At 55.3% G+C, this 19,338-nt stretch carries 16 protein-coding genes; 8 read left to right on the top strand and 8 right to left on the bottom strand.

Annotated features, from left to right (window positions below; all coding sequences use genetic code 11):
* From AABO57_16475 to AABO57_16465, 3 genes are all read left to right on the top strand, one after another.
* On the top strand, positions 1-1,424 hold a 1,424-nt coding region (locus tag AABO57_16475), incomplete at its 5' end, for an RHS repeat-associated core domain-containing protein (GenBank protein ID MEK6287338.1).
* A gap of 44 nt (positions 1,425-1,468) precedes the next feature.
* A complete protein-coding gene (locus tag AABO57_16470) occupies positions 1,469-2,584 on the top strand; it encodes a two-component regulator propeller domain-containing protein (GenBank protein MEK6287337.1) in 1,116 nt (371 codons plus the stop codon).
* Between the two features lie 268 nt (positions 2,585-2,852).
* Positions 2,853-3,431, top strand: a complete 579-nt coding sequence (locus AABO57_16465; protein MEK6287336.1) for a response regulator — start codon at positions 2,853-2,855, stop codon at positions 3,429-3,431.
* Positions 3,432-3,596: 165 nt separating this feature from the next.
* Here the strand turns inward: AABO57_16465 and AABO57_16460 are convergent, their stop codons facing one another.
* The 6 genes from AABO57_16460 to AABO57_16435 form a co-directional block, all read right to left on the bottom strand.
* The gene (locus tag AABO57_16460) at positions 3,597-4,610 is read right to left on the bottom strand and encodes a hypothetical protein (protein ID MEK6287335.1); all 1,014 of its coding nucleotides are present in this window, start codon (positions 4,608-4,610) and stop codon (positions 3,597-3,599) included.
* A 42-nt stretch (positions 4,611-4,652) separates the two neighbouring features.
* On the bottom strand, positions 4,653-5,216 hold the full coding sequence (locus AABO57_16455; GenBank protein ID MEK6287334.1) for a hypothetical protein: 564 nt from the start codon (positions 5,214-5,216) through the stop codon (positions 4,653-4,655).
* A 145-nt stretch (positions 5,217-5,361) separates the two neighbouring features.
* A complete protein-coding gene (locus tag AABO57_16450) occupies positions 5,362-7,197 on the bottom strand; it encodes a PQQ-dependent sugar dehydrogenase (GenBank protein ID MEK6287333.1) in 1,836 nt (611 codons plus the stop codon).
* Between the two features lie 133 nt (positions 7,198-7,330).
* The gene (locus tag AABO57_16445) at positions 7,331-8,818 is read right to left on the bottom strand and encodes a PQQ-dependent sugar dehydrogenase (protein MEK6287332.1); all 1,488 of its coding nucleotides are present in this window, start codon (positions 8,816-8,818) and stop codon (positions 7,331-7,333) included.
* 436 nt (positions 8,819-9,254) lie between these two features.
* On the bottom strand, positions 9,255-9,992 hold the full coding sequence (locus AABO57_16440; protein MEK6287331.1) for a hypothetical protein: 738 nt from the start codon (positions 9,990-9,992) through the stop codon (positions 9,255-9,257).
* A 126-nt stretch (positions 9,993-10,118) separates the two neighbouring features.
* On the bottom strand, positions 10,119-11,126 hold the full coding sequence (locus AABO57_16435) for an acetamidase/formamidase family protein (protein ID MEK6287330.1): 1,008 nt from the start codon (positions 11,124-11,126) through the stop codon (positions 10,119-10,121).
* 173 nt (positions 11,127-11,299) lie between these two features.
* On the opposite strand from AABO57_16435, the gene AABO57_16430 reads away from it, so the two are divergent.
* Positions 11,300-12,028, top strand: a complete 729-nt coding sequence (locus AABO57_16430) for a sugar phosphate nucleotidyltransferase (GenBank protein ID MEK6287329.1) — start codon at positions 11,300-11,302, stop codon at positions 12,026-12,028.
* 343 nt (positions 12,029-12,371) lie between these two features.
* Positions 12,372-12,812, top strand: coding sequence for a CBS domain-containing protein (locus AABO57_16425; GenBank protein ID MEK6287328.1), 441 nt, complete (start codon positions 12,372-12,374; stop codon positions 12,810-12,812).
* 154 nt (positions 12,813-12,966) lie between these two features.
* Here AABO57_16425 and AABO57_16420 read toward each other — a convergent pair whose 3' ends face one another.
* Together AABO57_16420 and AABO57_16415 are read right to left on the bottom strand one after the other, a co-directional pair.
* Positions 12,967-14,235 carry an ABC transporter permease gene (locus AABO57_16420; GenBank protein MEK6287327.1) on the bottom strand — a complete coding sequence of 423 codons (1,269 nt, stop codon included), beginning with the start codon at positions 14,233-14,235 and terminating at the stop codon, positions 12,967-12,969.
* Positions 14,232-15,518 (bottom strand): ABC transporter permease, encoded by a 1,287-nt coding sequence (locus AABO57_16415; GenBank protein ID MEK6287326.1) that lies wholly within the window; start codon positions 15,516-15,518, stop codon positions 14,232-14,234. Before AABO57_16415 ends, AABO57_16420 begins: the two co-directional genes overlap by 4 nt.
* Positions 15,519-15,704: 186 nt before the next feature.
* Here AABO57_16415 and AABO57_16410 point away from each other — a divergent pair, with 186 nt between their 5' ends.
* The 3 genes from AABO57_16410 to AABO57_16400 all read left to right on the top strand — a co-directional run bounded on the left by AABO57_16410 (position 15,705) and on the right by AABO57_16400 (position 19,322).
* On the top strand, positions 15,705-17,264 hold the full coding sequence (locus tag AABO57_16410; protein MEK6287325.1) for a fatty acid--CoA ligase: 1,560 nt from the start codon (positions 15,705-15,707) through the stop codon (positions 17,262-17,264).
* 128 nt (positions 17,265-17,392) lie between these two features.
* The gene (locus tag AABO57_16405) at positions 17,393-18,967 is read left to right on the top strand and encodes a long-chain-fatty-acid--CoA ligase (protein MEK6287324.1); all 1,575 of its coding nucleotides are present in this window, start codon (positions 17,393-17,395) and stop codon (positions 18,965-18,967) included.
* A 28-nt stretch (positions 18,968-18,995) separates the two neighbouring features.
* Positions 18,996-19,322, top strand: a complete 327-nt coding sequence (locus AABO57_16400; protein ID MEK6287323.1) for an EthD family reductase — start codon at positions 18,996-18,998, stop codon at positions 19,320-19,322.
* The last annotated feature ends 16 nt before the right edge of the window (positions 19,323-19,338 follow it).

The raw sequence follows: 19,338 nt of genomic DNA, 5'->3' as shown, positions 1-19,338 counted from the left end.
CGACGTCGAATCAGACCAGCAACGGCGCGACCGCGCAGCGACGGTTTGCATATGACCGGTGGGGCAATCGAACGGGGATGTGGGACGCCGTATCAGGCGGCACTCAGATTCAAACAATCGCGCTGCAACAGAGCGGAGGCGCTCCGACGAATCGAATCACGAGCGTGACCAGCGGGTCGACAGTGAACTACACGTTTGACGCTGCGGGCAATGTTACGAATGATGGGGCCCACACTTATACCTACGACGGTGAGAACCGCGTGGTGAGCGTGGACAATGGTGCGACTGCCACCTACAAGTACGATCATCAGAATCGCCGAGTGAGCAAGGCAATCCCCGGAACGAGCTTGACTCATTATGTCTGGCAGGGCTCGCAAGTTATAGCCGAGCACGACGCGACGACCCCATTGCCGCCGTGGTGGGAGCCGCCCTATCAAGTGAAGTCAGCGCGAGTGGACTACGTCTATGCGGGCGGCAGCATGGTGTACAGCCGTCAGCGGACAAGCAGCACGGGAGCCTGGTCGGAGCGGTATTACCTCAGCGACCGACTAAGCACGAGGCTTGTGCTGGACGTCCTAGGCAACGTGCTAGGACGGCAGGCTCACTTGCCCTTCGGAGAGGACTTCGCAGAGAGCGGCACTCAGGAGAAGCATCATTTTACAAGTTACGAGAGAGACAGCGAAAGCGGTACCGATTATGCGGTCAACAGGCAATACGCGCAGGGAGTTGCAAGGTTCGCCTCTGCGGACGCTTACGCGGGTTCGACCGCTAGTCCCCAGAGCCTCAATCGGAACACCTACTCCCGGAATGATCCGATAAACATGCTGGATCCCCTAGGCCTATTGACCGTGTGTACATGCAGCGACGGAGGCGAGGGGGACTGCGAGTGCCGCGACATCGATGATCCAGAAACCGGCGAGCGGCCAGAGACACCAGGATCAGAACCGAAACCCACAAAATGGTCCAAGAAAAAGTGTTCGAAAGCGGCACAAGAACTCTTACAAAAGGCATCGACTGTCATGGGCGCGAGACTTGCCGCTGAGTTTTTGTTCAATTCCTCCAATGATGAGCTCAAGGATGGATTTCAGAATTTGGTTAACTCTCATATTGATGACTACGCGAAGAACGATTCGCTTGGCAAGGCTTATCTAAAAAACATAAGGTCATTCTGGAGTATCGGCTATCTCTTGAGGCAAGTGCTACTAGACACAAACCGAGGACGACCTACCGACTTACAGGCGTTCAATGAAACGGTCTCCGGTGCTCGGACGGCGTACGGAGAGGGCAAAACGTTGGCATTTGACATCGAAGAGCATTGTGCTAAAACCAAGGACATCAAAAACGCAATCAGAGACTTCCGCCTTAGTGGTTTCATTGGAACTACGTTGGGCGCACTCGCAGGAAGTACAATTCCCCAATCTTGAGCAGTGACTGTAATAGTGCGGAAGTTCTAGGAAAAGGGCGCTCGATGCTAACAGCAAAGATAAGTGCAGCAGCTCTGGTAATACTGTCTTCTCCTACTCTTTGGAGCGGTCGTGTTACATCGAAAGACATCAATCGCGAGATGATCGCAGGCCACAAGGTTCTGAAAATCCACCGATCTACTCGTGGTAACAGCGGATGGACAGATCTAGCCCTACCCTTTGTTCTATTTCAGGACCCGTCTGGCACTCACTGGGTGGGTGGCGTGACAAACGTCTATTCATTTGACCAAAGAACGGACGGATGGACTTCATTTAGACATGAATCTGGCAATTCATTGGGATCTGCACGCTCAATTGCGTGGAGTGCGGATGGGAAGATCTGGGTTCATTCCTTAGGTCTTTACCTCCTAAGCGTGGTCAATGGAAACCAATGGCAGAAAATCGAGGCCGTCAACGGCTTTGCGGTGCAGCCTTCTGGGGAATTATTAACCTCGAACAGCGGTAGAATATGGTTGGCGCAGAAATCTGGACTTTACCGTTATGACAATGGCAAGTGGCAAGGTCCGATTACTCCCCCGGCACCCGTGGAGCATCAGTTCAAGCTGCAATCAGGCGCGAAATGGTCTGATGAGATGACCTCCAATCCGCGCGGGAGCATAATTCGCTTGGTCGAGGTCGGTGCGGAGGATCACGATGGTCAGCTCTGGATGGGAACACGAAGAGCGGTCATTCGGTTTTCTCCGAGCAATCAAAGATGGGCAATCTATCGACTGCCGAGCGAACTAGGAGGGGTCCTTGGAGTTTATGAGGATGCTATCGGTCGTATCTGGTTCTGCGGCCCGAAGGGAGGGGTCGCGAGATTTGATAAGGCTACTAGTTCCTGGTCAGTGCACGACCTCCCTGAGATTTTGCGTAAAAATAGGCTCAACTTTTACCACACGGAGTTTTCGGTGAGTGGCATTTGCGAGGACAAATCTGGCCAAGTCCTCTTTGCGACGGACATCGGGTTGATCTCCTTCAAAGAGAAAAGCAATGAGTGGAATTTATACACGATCGACAACAGTGCTCTGCCCGACAACTATGTTTCAGCACTCCTCATAGATAAAACTGGAAGGATTTGGGTCGGGACAGGAAAAGGAATCGTAGTGCTCGATTCTTAAGAGAATCAGCCCAACTCAGATCGAAGCTCCCTCGCCCTTCCAAACGAGCGCATCGCCGGGCGCTTCAACGATCGCTCGCTGATTAGTCGCCGCGCATCGCGGGTTAGAGGTATCGCCGCCAGCTCTGTTAAGAACCCTCGCAAGAGCGCTGTCCCCCCAGTCCCCACCGCCAACCCAACTCTGTCGCGAATCTCCTCGCCCGCTGGCGCCGACACACAGCCGCGACGCAGAAGGCGAAAACCTAACTCACTTGTGCTCAACCTTTCGAATGAGACGGATGAAGCGAAGTGGCAGGCACATTGGTTGCCGAGAGGCATTTGGGAAAGCATCAGATTCTCGCCCTCAGTTGTCTTCCCGGTACACGAACGGAGGTCCACAACATGCGGTTCGAGGACTCGATGGAGCCGAAGTGTGCCGCCGAGCCCGAGCCGTTGAGACCACGATGCCAGCTTACGTGATAATGCTGACGGCGAAGAGCGAGAAACAGGATGTCGTCGCAGGGCTCTGCGCAGGCGCCGACGACTACATTACAAAGCCATTCAATCGGCTCGAGCTTCACGCTCGCATCAAGGTTGGGATCAGGATAGCCGAGCTTCAAAAGACTGCCGCCGATCGCGTCGTCGAGCTGGAACTCGCCTTATCGCGTGTGAAGCAGCTCCAGGGACTGCTCCCGATCTGTTCCTACTGCAAGAAAGTTCGCGACGATCAGAATTATTGGCAACAGGTCGACAGCTACATCACCAAACATTCGGAAGTCGAGTTCAGTCACGGCATTTGCCCGGATTGTTACGTTCGCCTTGTCGAGCCGCAGATGAAAAAACTGAAAGCAGCCAAACTGGAAGTGTGAACGTGAAACCTGATTCGTGAATGGTGATTCGTGACACTGGCCCTTCGCGCGTTTCGAGAGGCGCCGGTCACATCGGACAGGTCTCGGTTCTCCCGGCTCACCAGGGTCGAGGCATCGGCCGCCTGATGATTGCAAGCTCGCTGTCAGAATTCCGCCGAGTGGGTTTCAAGGTAACCTCCCCTTGAATAAGAGCAAGTTCTCATAAGTATTTGATATGTATTCGGGTTCTCTTTCGAATTGTACATCGCTTAGCCTCATCTTTACTTCAGTCTGAAATTTTTGAAACGCTTTGTTAGAGAAGCCGAAACCAAGCTTACCAATGACGAATAGCCAAAGACTTTCAGGGAGATTACTATTTTTCAAAAGCTCGAAGACCCATTCGCGGTCACCATAATTTCGCACCTCGACCTTTTCCAATTTCCTCACTTCAACAAGGATACTCTCGATATCCACTTCATAGGGCTTAATTCTTTTAAGGAACTCTTCTCGCCTGTTCTGATTCTCGTCTTGAATGATGTGGGCATATTCTCCGCAATGTCTCTTCTGGTGACTGAAAATTCCCTGTCCTATTGTCTCTAGCCCACAAAAATCACATTTCCAGAGCAAACGGTTATTTCGAAGAGTTCTATCAACCTTTAAGAATCCCAATAGTTCGACAAACTGCCTCCTCAAAATCTCGGCAACAGGATTATCCGATGAGAAAGCCTCAAAGAAGGTTTTTATATCTATCCACCTTAACGCGACGTACTTCAAGTGTTGATACTCCCTGGCCGGAGGATTTCTCACCGTGATGATAAAAATCCCCTTATTGTCTGCTCCTAACGTTTGAATTTTTTCCGCATACTTGTCCAACTGATCTTTCGCCTCATCCTCTGGATGCTGTGAAAAACCAGCATTCATTTTGCACTCAGCAACGTAGTAAAAATCCTTGTCGTTGGTGAAAACTATATCGAATATTCCATTTTCATACTTCACTTGGGTATCTATGTGGAGCCCGTCTGGTAGATCTTCTCTTAGGTATCTCTTAAAAAACTCGCTGAGCAGTTTTCTATCAATTGATAGATTTATTGCAAAGCACTCGGTTACAAAATTCTCCTGGGGTGTATGGAGCCGGTCAGGTCTATATTTATAAAGGCGGACAAACAAGTTTCTGTCTTTGGCAAGTATTGAGTCAAACATATGCAAACTCATAAACTGAGACTACGTTTAGGAAAAGGAGAGTTAATAGTGGTCTGTCAGTCGCTCAACGGGCTTAATCGGCCCAGGGTTACATCCTTCCTTGCCCATCGAGACCTCTTGTAGATATGGATTACCCTCAATGTCCTGAAATCGAATATTCAACATATACGTGTTTTCGGTAATACGAAGCAGCAAATCGCGATAGCCAGAATGCACCGAGGGCCTACTACGCACTGTCTCTCCTTCATACTCAACGTGCTTAATGGTTTCCCATTCGGGGCGATCTAGAAACGGCGCTCTTGTGAATAATATGTTCGGCGTGAACGTTTCGTTTGAAGAAGGAGTCAAAAATAATCTATCGATCTGAACGTTAATCGCGACCCCATTTCCAATGTTGCGGATTTGGAGGCTTGCCCCGGCTGTGCGCAGAACAAACGCTGGCATGATCGAGAGTCTAATCTGATGCACCAACTCGTCGGCCTGCTTAGCTACGGCCCGTTGCATCTTGCTCGTTTCACGAGTGTAGAAAAAGACGACGAGCAGAGTTGCTGCGTAGATTAGTACCATCAACCAACTAATCAGCTCGGCGTTGCCTTTTGCTTCCATTATTTTTCCTGTTTTGCGAAGAAGGTTTCGGGACCAGCGGAGCAGGTCCCACTGGGTCATTTTTATTCAACTCATTCGCCGTCAGGTCGAGGGTCAGGGTTGCAATTTGCAACTCGTAGCTTCGTCGCAGGACGGCGCACGGAAACTACGGACTTACGGTTAGCTTGAGTGTATTCGAAGTCTTCCCTGTTGAGTTGCGAACCTGCACGGTCAGCTCGCCGGGCGATTGGACCAACGCATTGATCAGCCTGCCAACGAGTTCGGTAGTGCTCGAGCTCTCAAGCGCAAGCGCTGTGTTGTTCACCAGAAGTTCAGCGCCCGAGTCGAAGTCGGTCCCGCTCACCACTAGCCTGAATTTCTTCACGTTCACCCCGACAAAGAGTTGGTCCCACACCTTCGCACGCTTCTTCTTGTACGCGAACATCGACGTGATCTGCGGCGCCTTATCGAGCACGGGGCCCGGATCACCTTTGGTCACTTTGAACGCCTGCTGATTAGAGGCGACACCATCAGGGTTTCGCACCTCGAGCACAATCGTCCGCTCGCTGGCGACCACGCTCGCGGGCAGATCAGCCACAAGCTCAAAGCTTGACGAACCCTGTCTTGTGGAGAGCGGTACATTGTCGGTCACGTCGAAAACGACCGCGCCAGGTTTTACGTGACGAGTTACCAGCGAGACGGTCACTGTGGCGGGACCCGCTTTGATCGCAGCAGGGCTGGGCGGCCCGATGAACGGCTGCGCGTCGCTCCCCGTTCGATGTATTCGATAAATAAAATGATGGTGCTCGTTGACGTTGGCGTGATTCACCGGATCGAAGCGCGCAACGTAGATGTCGCCGGTTATGGGATCGATGGCAGTATCAACCGGGCCGTCGAAAGGATCTATCAAGCCAAATTCTGCGATTGGTGGTTCAATCTTTGTAGTCTGAAAACCATTTGCGGCGTTTCCGGTGAGAATGAATCGCTGCAGGTCGCCACCGCCTTGACCGGGTAGGCGCTTAAAGAGCGTGACCAGCATCTGATTCTTCGACTCACCAGCCTGAGGACCGCTGTAGAAGGTGATCGAGGTGGGAGTCAGGTGCCGATTGAACGTGGTCACCGGCGCACGCACTCCGGCGCACGCAGGATTGTTCGGGTCAGGCGGCCCCTCGCATGAAGGGAACCCGTAGTGGCCGCCTTGAACGATCCAATTGACTTCTTCAAGCGGAGAATTATCCGGAATGTCACCCAGCTCTCCCGACCCGCCGTCGGTGGCAAAAAGCTGATTGTTCTCCGGGTGAAACGCAATTCCGAACGCGTTGCGCAATCCGGTGGCGAAGACTTCGACCTGGGGATTCGGACTGTCAACATCGACGCGCAGGATCGTCGCGTTGAGCGGACCGTCGGGAGGCGAATGCGGGCCAGGCGTGCCGTTATCCGTCGAAGAGCCCTGGCTGATATACAGCAAACCATCGGGGCCGAACTTGAGTTTGTTAGTCTGGTGGTCTCCTTGACTGGGAAGGTTGTCGATAATCGTCGTGACCTCATCGGCAACGTCGTCGCCGTTTGTATCTCGCAACCGAATTATCCGGCCAACGCCTCCAAGCAGGTTGCTGGTGATGAACAGGTCCCCGTTGGCCCGAAACTCCAGTCCTAATGGGATCAGCAGGCCGCTGGCAAAGGTCTTAACCTGGTCCGCTCTTCCATTGCCGTCGTTGTCCAGCAGGATGAGAATCTTGCCCGGATACGTTCCTACAAAAAGCCTCCCTCGAGCGTCAAAAGCCATTGCAACCGGACCCGAGAAAGCGCTTTGCGCAAAGTCGGGTACGTTCCCCGGATCGGCGAACATTGACCCCAATTTGGTCGCCGCCTCGAACCCGGGTGCAAGCGTGACGGGATTTGTTTGAGCAATGCTGCGCGACGGAAGACTAACCGACGCGAGAAGGAGCACTAAGAGTAGGATCACGCCTACCGTGTAAGCGGTTCTTGAACCCAGGAACATTATATCCTCGACGCTTTGATTTTCGGCGGAACTTACCGAAGGGTTCCGAGAACCTCGTCCCCTTTGACCCGAAAAAAGCTCTAAACTCAACGCTTGATACTAGCCTGCCGCGCTACGTGTCGGCAAACCGCTATCAGTTCTCACCGGGTACAACTTGAAGCACCACCGGGTTCGAGCGCGCGCCGTTAGCTGCGACTACTTCGACGACAAGGGGTCCCGGTTCCGCAAGTGTGTGGCGTCGCAACCGCGCGATGAGCACGGGGTTTCCGGTATCGACCACACCATCCTCGGTATTCAACTCGCGGCCGTTGATGACGACAACGGCGCCTGGCCCATTAATCCCATCGACTACTGCAACAACTTCGAACTTCTTTCCGTTGGGCCTGGTGGCGAGCGGCTGTAGCACTTCATGCGTCGAGCGGCGACGCACAAACGCGATTTTCAAGTGGAGCGGCGGGGCCGTGAGGGGATTTACTATTCGATCAACCGTGCCTCCCAATCCAACAACGTAAATCTCTCCGCTTTCGTCCTCACCGAACGAAGAGATGTTGAGTTCGGTATCCATCAGCAGGTTCTGCTCGCCGCCGATCAAAGAGAATATCTCGCCCGAGCAGAAGTCGGCGTAGACATAGGTCCCGGATGGAAGCGCGCGCTTCGAGCCTCGATACACATACCCGCCGGTCATCGAGCATCGGCCGCCCGTGTGACGGTATTCGGCGATTGGAAGCGTAAAGCCGGCGGTGCTGCATACGCCGCCGCCGACGCCTGGATTGCAGCGAGTGCCTTCCATCACGCGCCATCCGTAGTTCCCGCCCAGAGTAACGATGTCTATTTCCTCCCACGCGTTTTGACCGACGTCGCCAACATAAAGCTGGCCGTTCGCGCGATCAAAGGAGAAGCGCCAGGGGTTTCGCATGCCCAGCGCGTAGATCTCATCGCGTCCGAGGGCCGGACCAAAGAACGGATTCTCAGGCGGCGACGAATAAGGAATCGGCCCGTTCGAGTGATCAACATCGATGCGTAATATTTTGCCCAAGAGGTTGTTGATATCTTGCGCGCGATTCCCCGGATCGTTAGCCGAGCCGCCGTCGCCCATTCCTATGTAGAGATAGCCGTCAGGACCGAACTCGATCATGCCTCCGTTGTGATTGGCGAACGGTTGCGGGATCACCAACACCGCGGTCTCATTCACTTCCGCGACGTTTGGATCGGCCGCTGACGCCTGATACTCGGCTATCACCGTAGCGCCGTCTGGAGTTCGCGTGTAATTGACAAAGAATCGGTGGTTCGTTCGAAACTGCGGGTGAAAAGCCAGTCCAAGCAGCCCGCGCTCGCGGGCGACAAGAACGCGCTGGGTTATGTCCAGAAAGACGGTGGGGGTGTTGTTGCCGGGCGCCAAAAACTTGATGCGCCCACCCTGCTCGACTATGAACAACCGGTTGCTGCCATCCTTGGCGCTGGTAACGTATACAGGAGCGCTCAACCCTGTGACCACGGGCTCAAGTGCAATCGGGTTAACGCCGGGCTCGAGCTGCGAGCCTGCATTGATGCCGGGCAATAAAGGACAGCAAACCGCTATGGTCAGCGCCAAGCCAAAAAGGATAATTGTCAGCCTCGTCATAAGGACACCCCCTTCCGATAAAAACACTTCATTTGAAGCGTCAGTTGTTCTGCATGACGGCCCTTCAAAAAGTTTGCCAGATGAAAAGCCTGGGGTGAGGTGGGGACAACAGTTACTTAAAACAGCTAATTCGGAACTCAGAGGTTCGTCTGTAATATTAGGTCGTGGTGCTTTTCTTGTCCAACGATGGTCGAAGCAGGTAGTGTCCTACCTTCAATTTCTCTGCGCCATCTCTGCGTGCTCGGCGACTCTGCGGTGCGTGATTTCGGCTTAGGTTAACCGCAGAGTCGCAGAGGACGCAAAGGTCGCGCGGAGAAGAGGGAGTGTTGTCGCGGCTTGCCTCGACTAGTCCCACGCTCGCTGCAAAGAGCGCAAACCTGAACGAGGCAAGCCCGCGAGATCACGTAACTACGCGAAGTCTCCCGCCTGCTGACTACTACTTTCTCTTAGCCGTCCACGTGGCTTCGCCCAGCTCACCTAAGGCAGCGGTTCCCTTCATGCTGTCTTTGCTTTCTATCTTTCCGCTGTAGGTTATCGTCAGGTCCTGGCCTTGAGCATTGACCTTGATCACGAACTTGATGTCGGCGCCTTTCACTGTTCCGGTAAGCGGCGCTTCTCCGAACTGACCCTTGTAAGTGCCGGTCAGCTTCTCGCCGTCTTGCTTGAAGCTGAAACTCGGGCTTCCCGAGCCTTGTCCGGTTTCAACCATGAACGCCCAATCGCCGCTGATGTTGATCCCGCCGGCCTGGGCGGGCGCGGCGGTCGAAGTTGCCGGCGCCGCGGCATCTTCCTTATGAGGCACCGCTGACCACGTGCCGGTAGCGAGGCCCCCAAAATCGGCGTCACCCTTCATTGAGTCTTTCTCGACCTTGCCCTTATAGGTGAACACCATATCCTGCCCTTGAATATTCGCCTTCACCACAAAGGTGATATCGCCGCCTGCTACCGTGACGCTCTCGAGTGGACGCTCACCACGCGCCGACTTCATAGAGCCGGTCAATTTGTCGCCCTCTTTCTTGAGGACCAGCATCGCCTTGTTCTGGCCCTGTGGCGAGTCGATCGTGATGTCCCATGTGCCGGCAACGTTCGCTTGGAGGGGAGCAACTGAGCGCGCCTGTGCCGCGGCTACAAGCACCACGATCAGACACAAAGCAAAGACTACAATTCTCTTCATTTGGGTTTCTCCTTCTTTCGTGAGAGTGATCGTTGATTGCCGATTGCCGATGGCCATTGCCGATCGGTGATCCGAGTTGTCTCCTTCGATCCACAATGGGCAATCGCCAATCGGCAATCTCGCGGGCTATTTCTTGAATATCGACTTCGATATCATCGCATGCACTCCCTTGTTCCCGTCAACGAGTTGAGTGATCTCCAAATCCGCGGCGACGCTCGCGAGCATGTACGCGTCGTCTCGATTGAGGTGCTTCTCTTTGACCAGAAAATCGATCATCTCGCGGAGCGCCCCCTTCGTCGCTTCGGTCAAGTCTTCGTGAATGCCCATCGTTATGAAGTGCGAAGCGGTTTCCGCGCGCGGCCATTTCAAATGCATGTCCTTGCGCACGATCAACTGAAGAGTGCCGATGAGCGAGGTCTCCAAAGCGGTGATGTCAACCTCGCCGTTGCCCTGCCCCGCGTGGCCATCGCCGGCCAAAAACAACGCGCCTCGCGCGTGAATAGGAATGAAGAGCGTCGTGCCTGCGACCAGTTCCTTGTTGTCGAGATTTCCCGCGTGAATCCAGGGAGGCGCGCTGCTTATCCGGCCCGACACGTCCGGAGGCGCTACACCCATGCTGCCGAAGAACGGCCGCAGCGGTATCTCGATACCATCCGAGAAACGAGCGATCATTCGTTTCTCGTCCAGCGGAATGATCTTTATTCGCGGATACGGAAAATCCTCCGGAAGAAACCCTCGGCCTGGACTGAACGCGTTGTACGCATAAGGTATCGCGAGCTTGACCGTCCGGATGCGAACTTCGAGCACATCTCCGGGCTCGGCGCCCTCGACGAAGATCGGACCGGTCAATATGTGGCCGCCCGGGCCTTTGTTGGTGACTTCTTTGTGTATGTCGCGCAACGACTGCTCGACTTGTTCAGGTGGAACGCCGGCGGATTCGAGTCTCGTGGGACTCGAGGTGATCAGCGTTTGAATCTCAACTGTATCGCCGGACTTGATTCGCAACACTGGCGGGGTGCCGGCATCGTAGTAGCCCCAGGCGACGGTCTTTGGTGTTGGCTTGAGCCGGTGCTGACCGAACGTATCGAGCGCGGTCAAGCAGAGGACGGCCACTATCAACATTCCGTTTCGCATCATGAGATTCTCCGAGTATCGGGCAAACACTCAAAGGGCGCAAAGTCCGAAAGAATCGCGAGTCTATCACAAGGCGCTGACCCGTAGAAGTCTCGGTCTTGAGATCTTATTGCCGTTGGGCCGCTGCTCGAATATTATTGCGACATCGTTCGAGTTTCACCGAGAGGTAACGGATGAAGGGAATCGTTCTGGCGGGTGGACTAGGCTCGAGGTTGGCGCCGCTCACTCGTGTGACTAACAAGCATCTGCTTCCCGTGTTCGATCAACCGATGGTTCACTATCCGATCCGTACGCTGATCGAGGCCGGTATCACCGAGATACTCATCGTGACCGGCGGCAATAGCGCGGGCGATTTTCTCAAGCTTCTTCGAAACGGCTCGGAGTTCGGGCTCCACCGCTTACACTACGCATATCAAGAAGGCGAAGGTGGGATCGCCGCCGCGCTCGGGTTGGCCGAACACTTTGCCGATGGCGGGCCCGTTTGCGTTGTGCTTGGAGATAACATCCTGGAAAAGAGCATCGCCCCGTTCGTCAAGAAATTCCGCCATCAAGGCTCCGGCGCGAAGATATTGCTGAGCGAGGTCACGGACCCGCAGCGCTTCGGGGTCCCGGTCATTCAAGACGGCCGGGTCCTGCGAATTGAAGAGAAACCGTCGGATCCGAAATCGCACTTCGCAGTCATAGGCGTCTACCTGTACGACAACCGCGTGTTTGAGATAATCAAAACGCTGAAGCCGAGCGGCAGAGGCGAGCTCGAGATCACCGACGTTAACAACGCATACATCGAGGCGGGCGATTTGAGCTGGGACGTTATCGAAGGCTGGTGGACCGACGCCGGCACCTTCGACAGCTTGCTGAATGCGTCAAACCTCATAGCTGAGCTGAGAACGAGAGAACTATGAGGACGAGAGGAAGTTCTGACAGCATCGCGACTCGCTTCGTAATTACCGGCCGGGTTTCGCGCCAGGAGAACAAGCGCGCCCATTGCTCCAACCATTCCGCAAGGAATGGCTAGATTGATCGAGTTCTTCCGAGACAGCATCTTCAGCTATTCGACATTCGCGGAAGCCTACAAGGTTGCCGTGATGAACGGACTAAACAAGCTCTAGCGGAGAGTTTCGTCAATGAATCTCACCACGCTGAAATGACCTGAACTGAACTGGCTGCCAAACACAAACCGCGTTATGATTGGGGCAACTTAAGCTAGTTAACCGAATTGACAACCTGAAACTATCGGAGGGAGTTATGCCGAAGACCGTTCAAGACATCATCAAGAATCGCGCAGAGGTCTATTGCATCTCCAACCAGACGACGGCCGCTGAGGCCGCGCGCTACCTGAAGGACCGCGGAATCCGCGCAACCGGTATTTGCAACCTCTCGGGCAAGACCGTCGGCGTGGTCTCGCAGAGCGACATATCCGATAAGGTCGTCGCTGAAAACTTCCGCCCATCCGAGGTGAGCGTGCTTTCCATCGCTAGCACGAACTTGATCAAGGTAACGACGGAAACGCAGATCAGCGAGGCGATGCAGACCATGCAAGACAAAAGGGTCTATCACCTGATAGTCGAAGACGCCGAGGGCAAGTTCCTGGGGATGGTCTCGATGCGCGACTGTGTGGCGATGAGGGCCGAGGAAGAGAAAGAGCGAGCGGAGATGTTGAAGGACTACGCGTTCCCGAACTACTAACTACGGTTCCGGGTTCAGAGTTCCGAGTTCAGAGTTCCGGGTTCAGAGTTTGGGTTCAGAGTTCCGAGTTCGTGGTTCAGGGTTTCGGAGCGACGACGCTTGAGATCAAAACATTTGGACCCAGAACGCGGAACCCTGAACCCTGAACCCGAAACTATTCGTGCCTCAGCGCTGTGATCGGATCCAGGTTGGCCGCCTTGATCGCCGGCCATAAGCCAAACACTATTCCCACCGTCACCGACCCGAAGAAGCCAAACGCAGCCGCCCACAGCGGTATCTTCATCATCAAAGCCGGCACAAGTGTCGATACCAGCAAGGCTAGCAGCCAACCGAACAGCAGGCCCGCTACTCCGCCCAGCCCGGTGAGGGTTACTGCTTCCGTTAAGAACTGCCAGACGATATCTGCTCGACGGGCGCCTACAGCTTTGCGTATGCCTATCTCGCGAGTTCGTTCGGTCACCGCAACCAGCATTATGTTCATCACCCCCACTCCTCCGACCATGAACGCGATCGAAGAGATGATCAACATCACGCCGAACACCGCTCCAACTATGTCGTCGAAAGTCGAGATGAACGAGTCGGGCGTGCCTATCTCGAAATCGTTATCCTTGTCGATCGAGACATTGCGTCTGCGCCGAAGCACTTGCTCCAGCCCGGCGATGCCCTCCTTCGTTTGACCCTCGCGCATCCGCACGATGACGAAGTGGTCGTCCTTCGAAGGGAACATCTTGTGAAAGGTCCAGTACGGGATGAAGATGTCGTTGTCTTCCTGGTTCTCTGAGCCGAACGGACCTGCCTTCTGCTTCTTGACTGTGCCGACGACCGTGAAGTCCTGGCCGCCGACGTTGATCGTTTTGCCGATAGGGTCTTCGGCCGGGAAAAGCGCCTCGACAACATTGAACGCGAGGACTGCCACGTAGGCACGGTGAAGGTTTTCGGCTTCATTGAAGTAGCGGCCTTCATCCACGGGCACGTTCATTACAAGCTCAGCCACAGGAAAGTTCCCGATCAACTGGGTTCGATTCATCGCGCGATCCCGATAGCGCACCTCGGGCGGCGGGGCCGGTATTTCGCCTGGCATCGGGATATCGTAGGCGATGCCCGCGTACACGTTTTCCACCGCCGGCACCTCGCGCTCAATCGCCAGCGAGTCTTCGAGTGAAAGCGGCTTGCGGTTGAGAATCTCTGTTGATGGCTTACTGGTCATGATGAATGGGTATCGCCACACGTAAACGTTGCGCGTGCCGAAGCTCTCCGCGTTGTCCAGAACCGATTGACGAAAGCCGTTCAGCACGGCGGCCATCGCTACGATGACCAGCACCCCGATGAACACACCCAGTATGGTGAGCGCCGCGCGGAACTTGTGCGCCACGAGCGTCTGCATCGCGAGTGCCGTGTTCTCTCTTATGCCTGAAAAATTCATTCTGTTCTCAACGCTTCAATGGGATCCAGCTTGCCGGCTCGTCGCGCCGGGTATATCCCAAAAAAGACTCCGATGATCGTCGAAAGCGTCAGTGCCACAACCGGCGCCCACAGCGGAAAAGACGACGGTAGCGGCGTGAACCGCGCAAGCAGCCACGAGATGCACCACGCAAAGACAATCCCCCCCATACCTCCCGCGCAGCAAAGGACGACCGACTCAACCAAAAACTGATTCACCACATCTTGTTGCCTCGCGCCGACCGCTTTTCGAATCCCTATTTCCCTCGTTCGTTCGACGACCGACACCAGCATGATGTTCATGATCACGATGCCGCCAACCACAAGCGATATCCCGACTACGAACAGTGAGACTGAAAAAATCACACTCGTCAGGTTGTTGAACAATTCGTTGACGCCTTCCGAAGTGATCAAGCCGAAATCATCATCTTCGTGATAGGCCAGATGATGCAGCGTGCGCATCACCAGCCGCGACTGGTCCTGCGCCTGCTGCATCTGTCCCTCGCGGCCCCTGATCGAGATGTTCACCGTGCGCCGCGAGCCGTAGATTTTCTGAAACGTTGAAAGCGGTATCTTCGCGAAGTTGTCGCGCGAAAAGCCAAACACCGATCCCTTCTTCTCAGCTACGCCGACTACCGTGTACGAGTGATCGTCGATCTGAATCGTCTTCCCGAGAGGGTCGACGCCCAGGAAAAGCTTCTCCGCTACATCCGCGCCGATGAACGCGACGAACCTCGAATGCTCTTCATCCCAATCCTGAAGCGCCCGCCCCGTCTCGACTCCGAAGCCTTCGATGTCCACGATGTTCGGCGTAATGCCCGACATACCGATCTGCTCGAGCGACTGCTTTCCGTGGCGGACATTCACCTGCCTGATCGTCTCGACTCCGACTAATTCGCAGGCGCTGCAAGAGCGTCTGATTGCATCGGCCGCGTCAGCACGAACATCCGGATTGCGGCGCATCATCTCATAGAACTTGTCCAGGTTCGTCGTGATCGGGAACTGGGTGATCACGAACGTGTTCGGCCCGAAGTTCGAAACCTTCTGCTTCCAGTACTGATCAAGCCCCTGGATGATGGAAATGACGGATATGATAGAAGTGATTCCGATGATGATACCGAGCAACGTCAAAAATGAGCGCAGCTTGTTCGCGCGCAAAGAGTCAATCGCCACTCCCGCATAATCCAGGAACCCGGCGTGTCCGCCCTGTTCCTGACTCGCCGAGCGCCCCGTTTTGCTGATTGTTTGAGTCGAAGTCGTCGCCATAAACCTATTTGGTTATAACGGCCGGTATTCTCGCGGTCAATCCTCTATCCCACAAACCGTTGCCTTTACAATCTCTGTCCGGTTGTGCAATCGTACCGAACACCCGAAAACCAGGTCGTTCGGCCGGCATGTGATCATGACGATAGGAGATCCTTTCGGGTTCTGCTCAACCGAAGCGAGCGCCCAATGAGTATAGTCGAGGGGCTAAAAAAGAGTGTTGCGCTTAGTCCGCAGAAGGTCGCCACAATCTGCGGCAGCACGCGCCTCACCTTTCAACAAGTGGATGAGAGAGTCAACCGGCTATCGAGCGCGCTAACGGATCTCGGCCTGACGCGAGGTGATCGCGTAGCCATCCTGTCGCTCAACTGCCATCGTTTCCTCGAGCTCTACTACGGCGTGCCGCAAATGGGCGCGGTAGTGGTTCCCATAAACTTTCGACTGACGCCACAGGAAATCAAGTACATCGTCGATCATTCAGGCTCGCGAGCCATCGCTGTTGACCCGGCGCTTGCGCCGCTGATAGAAGCCGTGCGCTCGAACCTCGACGGCGTCGAGCACTTCATTTTGATGAGCGATGAGCGCCGCGACGGCTATCTCGCCTATGAAGACTTGCTCGCCGGCGGCTCGCCGGCGTTCGATGCGCCCGAGGTGAGCAACGACGAACTGCTTGGGTTGTTCTACACGTCGGGCACCACCGCGGAACCGAAAGGCGTGATGCTGACGCACCAGAACATGCTTTCCAACATTCTTCATTCGGAAGGCGTCTACAAGTATCTAGGCTCGGACTGCTACCTTCACGCGGCGCCGATGTTTCACCTGGCCGACGGAGCCGCGGTTTTCTCGCACACCTCCCGCGCGGCGACGCAGACGTTCATCCCGAGGTTCGACCCTAAAACGGTTCTCGAAACAATCGCGCGCGACCGCGTGTCGTTGATCCTGCTTGTGCCGACGATGATCAACTTCTTGCTTCAACAGCCGGACCTCGCTTCATACGACCTTTCGTCGTTGCGTCATATGACCTACGGTGCGTCGCCAATCGCGCCCGATCTGCTGCGCCGGGCGATGAAGGTCCTCAACTGCGAGTTTGCGCAAGGCTACGGTCTGACCGAAGCTTCGCCGCTTCTGACTGTGCTCACTCCGGAGGATCACGTTGTCACCGATGAGAAGAGCGAGCGGCGTTTGGCTTCCTGTGGCAAGCCAGTGCAAGGAGTCGATGTTCGCGTTGTGAAAGAAGACGGTTCCGTCGTTCAGCCCGGGGAAGTCGGCGAGATCATCGCCCGCGGCCCAAACATCATGCTCGGTTACTGGAAGCGGCCCGGCGACACTGAAGATACGCTGCGCGACGGATGGCTTCACACCGGCGATCTTGCGACCGTCGACGAAGACGGCTACATCTATCTGGTCGATCGCAAGAAGGACATGATCGTGACCGGCGGCGAGAACGTTTATTCAACCGAAGTCGAGGCAGTGCTCTACGCGCACCCGGCGGTGAAGGAAGCCGCGGTCATTCCCGTACCCGACCCGGACTGGGGAGAGGCCGTGCACGCATGCGTCGCGTTGCGAGACGGCAAGCGAGTGACGGCCGAAGAGTTGATCGAGTTTTGCCAGGAACACCTGGCGGGCTACAAGTCACCGCGGTCAATTGAGTTCATCGAAGGCGAATTGCCGAAGGGCGGAACCGGAAAGATTCTCAAGAAGCAACTGCGCGAGCGCCACTGGAAAGACCAGGCTCGGCGAATAAGTTGAAGAGCGACGATGAAGAGTTCGTAGTACGGCCTTTAGGCGGAAGTTTGTAGCACAATGACTGGACTGTGACCACGTACAAACTTCCGCCTAAAGGCCGTACTACGAACTCTTTCATAGGAGATACTTGAATGAACCTGACACTTACCCCAATCAGATTCAAGCAGCGTGCTGAATCATTCTTCGCAAACAAGATCGGAATCGTCGACGGCGACGTCCGAATGACCTATCGCGAGTTCGGCCAGCGCGCGAATCGCTTGTCAAACGCGCTGATCGATATGGGTATCAAGCGAGGCGAACGGGTGGCGTGGCTCGGATACAACAGCCACGAGTTGCTCGAAGCCTACTACGGCGTCGTGCAGATGGGCGCCGTTTTGTTGCCGCTCAACATTCGCCTCACCCCCGCGGAAATCGCGTTCATTCTGAACGACTCTGACTCGGTCGCGGTGTTTTACAACCGCGATCTTCAACCAATTATCGACGGGGTGCGCAATCAAGCGCCGGCGATCAGGCACTTTGTCCCGATCGAATCGAACGGTGACGGAAAAGACTATGAAGCCCTGATACAGGCTGCTGGGGCCGATTTCACTCCTCCTGATATCAAAGACGACGACCTTGCCGAGCTGTTCTACACTTCCGGCACTACGGCCAACCCGAAGGGCGTGATGATGACCCATCGCAATCTCTACATGCACGCGTTGCAGGTTATCGCCGGTCTCGGAGTGGACGATACGGTTGTGCAGCTTCACACCATACCGCTGTTCCACGTGAACGGCTGGGGCACTCCGCATACTCTCGCCTGCATGGGCGCGCGCCACATCATCGTCAAGAAGTTCGATCCCACCGAGGTACTCGAGTTGATTCAGCGCGAGCGCGTGACCAACTTCGCGATGGTGCCGACGATGGCGAACGCGATCATCAATCACCCCTCGCTCGGAGAATACGACCTGTCGAGTCTCGACTACATTGCGATCGGCGGCGCGGCTTCCCCGGTCGATTTGATTCGCCTTGTCGAGCAGAAACTCGGCTGCCGCGCGTACGGAGGATACGGGTTGACCGAGACCGTGCCGGTGTTGACTCAGTCGTTCATCAGAGACCATCTCAAGGACGAGCCCGACGAGGAGCGATGGCGCCGCCAGGCGATGGCCGGCTTCCCGATGCCCGGGGTCGAGATCGACATCTTCGACCCGGACGATAAGCCCGTGGCCCACGATAACAAGAGCGTCGGCGAAGTGGTCGTTCGCGCGGACAACGTAATGGCCGGCTACTGGAAACTGCCTGAAGAAACGGCGAACGTAATGCGCAGCGGATGGTTTCACACCGGCGACATGGCGACCGTTGATGAGCACGGCTACTTCCTGATCGTCGATCGCAAGAAAGACATCATCATTTCGGGCGGCGAGAACATCGCTTCGATCGAAGTCGAGAAAGCAGTCTACGCACATCCCGCGGTGTTCGAGTGCGCAGTCGTGGCCGTTCCGGATGATCGCTGGGGCGAAGTGCCGAAGGCTCTGGTCGTTGTCAAACCCGGCGAGTCATTGAGCGAGCAAGAAGTGATCGATCACTGCCGAACCAGCCTCCCCGGCTTCAAAGTTCCGAAGTCGGTCGAGTTCTTCGACGCGCTTCCCAAGGGCGGAACCGGAAAGATACTGAAGAAGGAGCTTCGCGAGAAGTACTGGGCCGGCTACGAGAAGCGCGTGCATTAATTCGCTAACTACTAAACCTGGAGGAAATATGGCTGAGACGAAAATAGTTGTCATCTATCCACGCCCGACCGACGTGGATGCCTTCGAGAAAGTTTACGTTGAGGAGCATTTGCCGCTGGCTATGGAAAAGATCAAAGGCGTGACCAAGTTTGCGGCGACCAAAGTAGTTGGCACGCCGGACGGCAGCACGCCGCCGTTCTACAGAATCGCCGAGCTTTACTTCCCGTCCATGGAGGCGCTGCAGGAATCCGCGGCTTCTCCCGGGACGCAGGAAGCAGTGGCCCATGCGTTTAAGATTTCAACCGGCGGACCGCCGATCATTTTAGTGGCTGAACAGGAAACGACCACGCTCTAACGAACGCCCGGGTCAA

The organism is Acidobacteriota bacterium (genome assembly GCA_038040445.1).
Lineage (GTDB): Bacteria > Acidobacteriota > Blastocatellia > UBA7656 > UBA7656 > Onstottus_A > Onstottus_A frigus.
The sequence above is the reverse complement of the archived record's forward strand: the minus strand, read 5'-3'. Positions and strand labels throughout refer to the sequence as shown.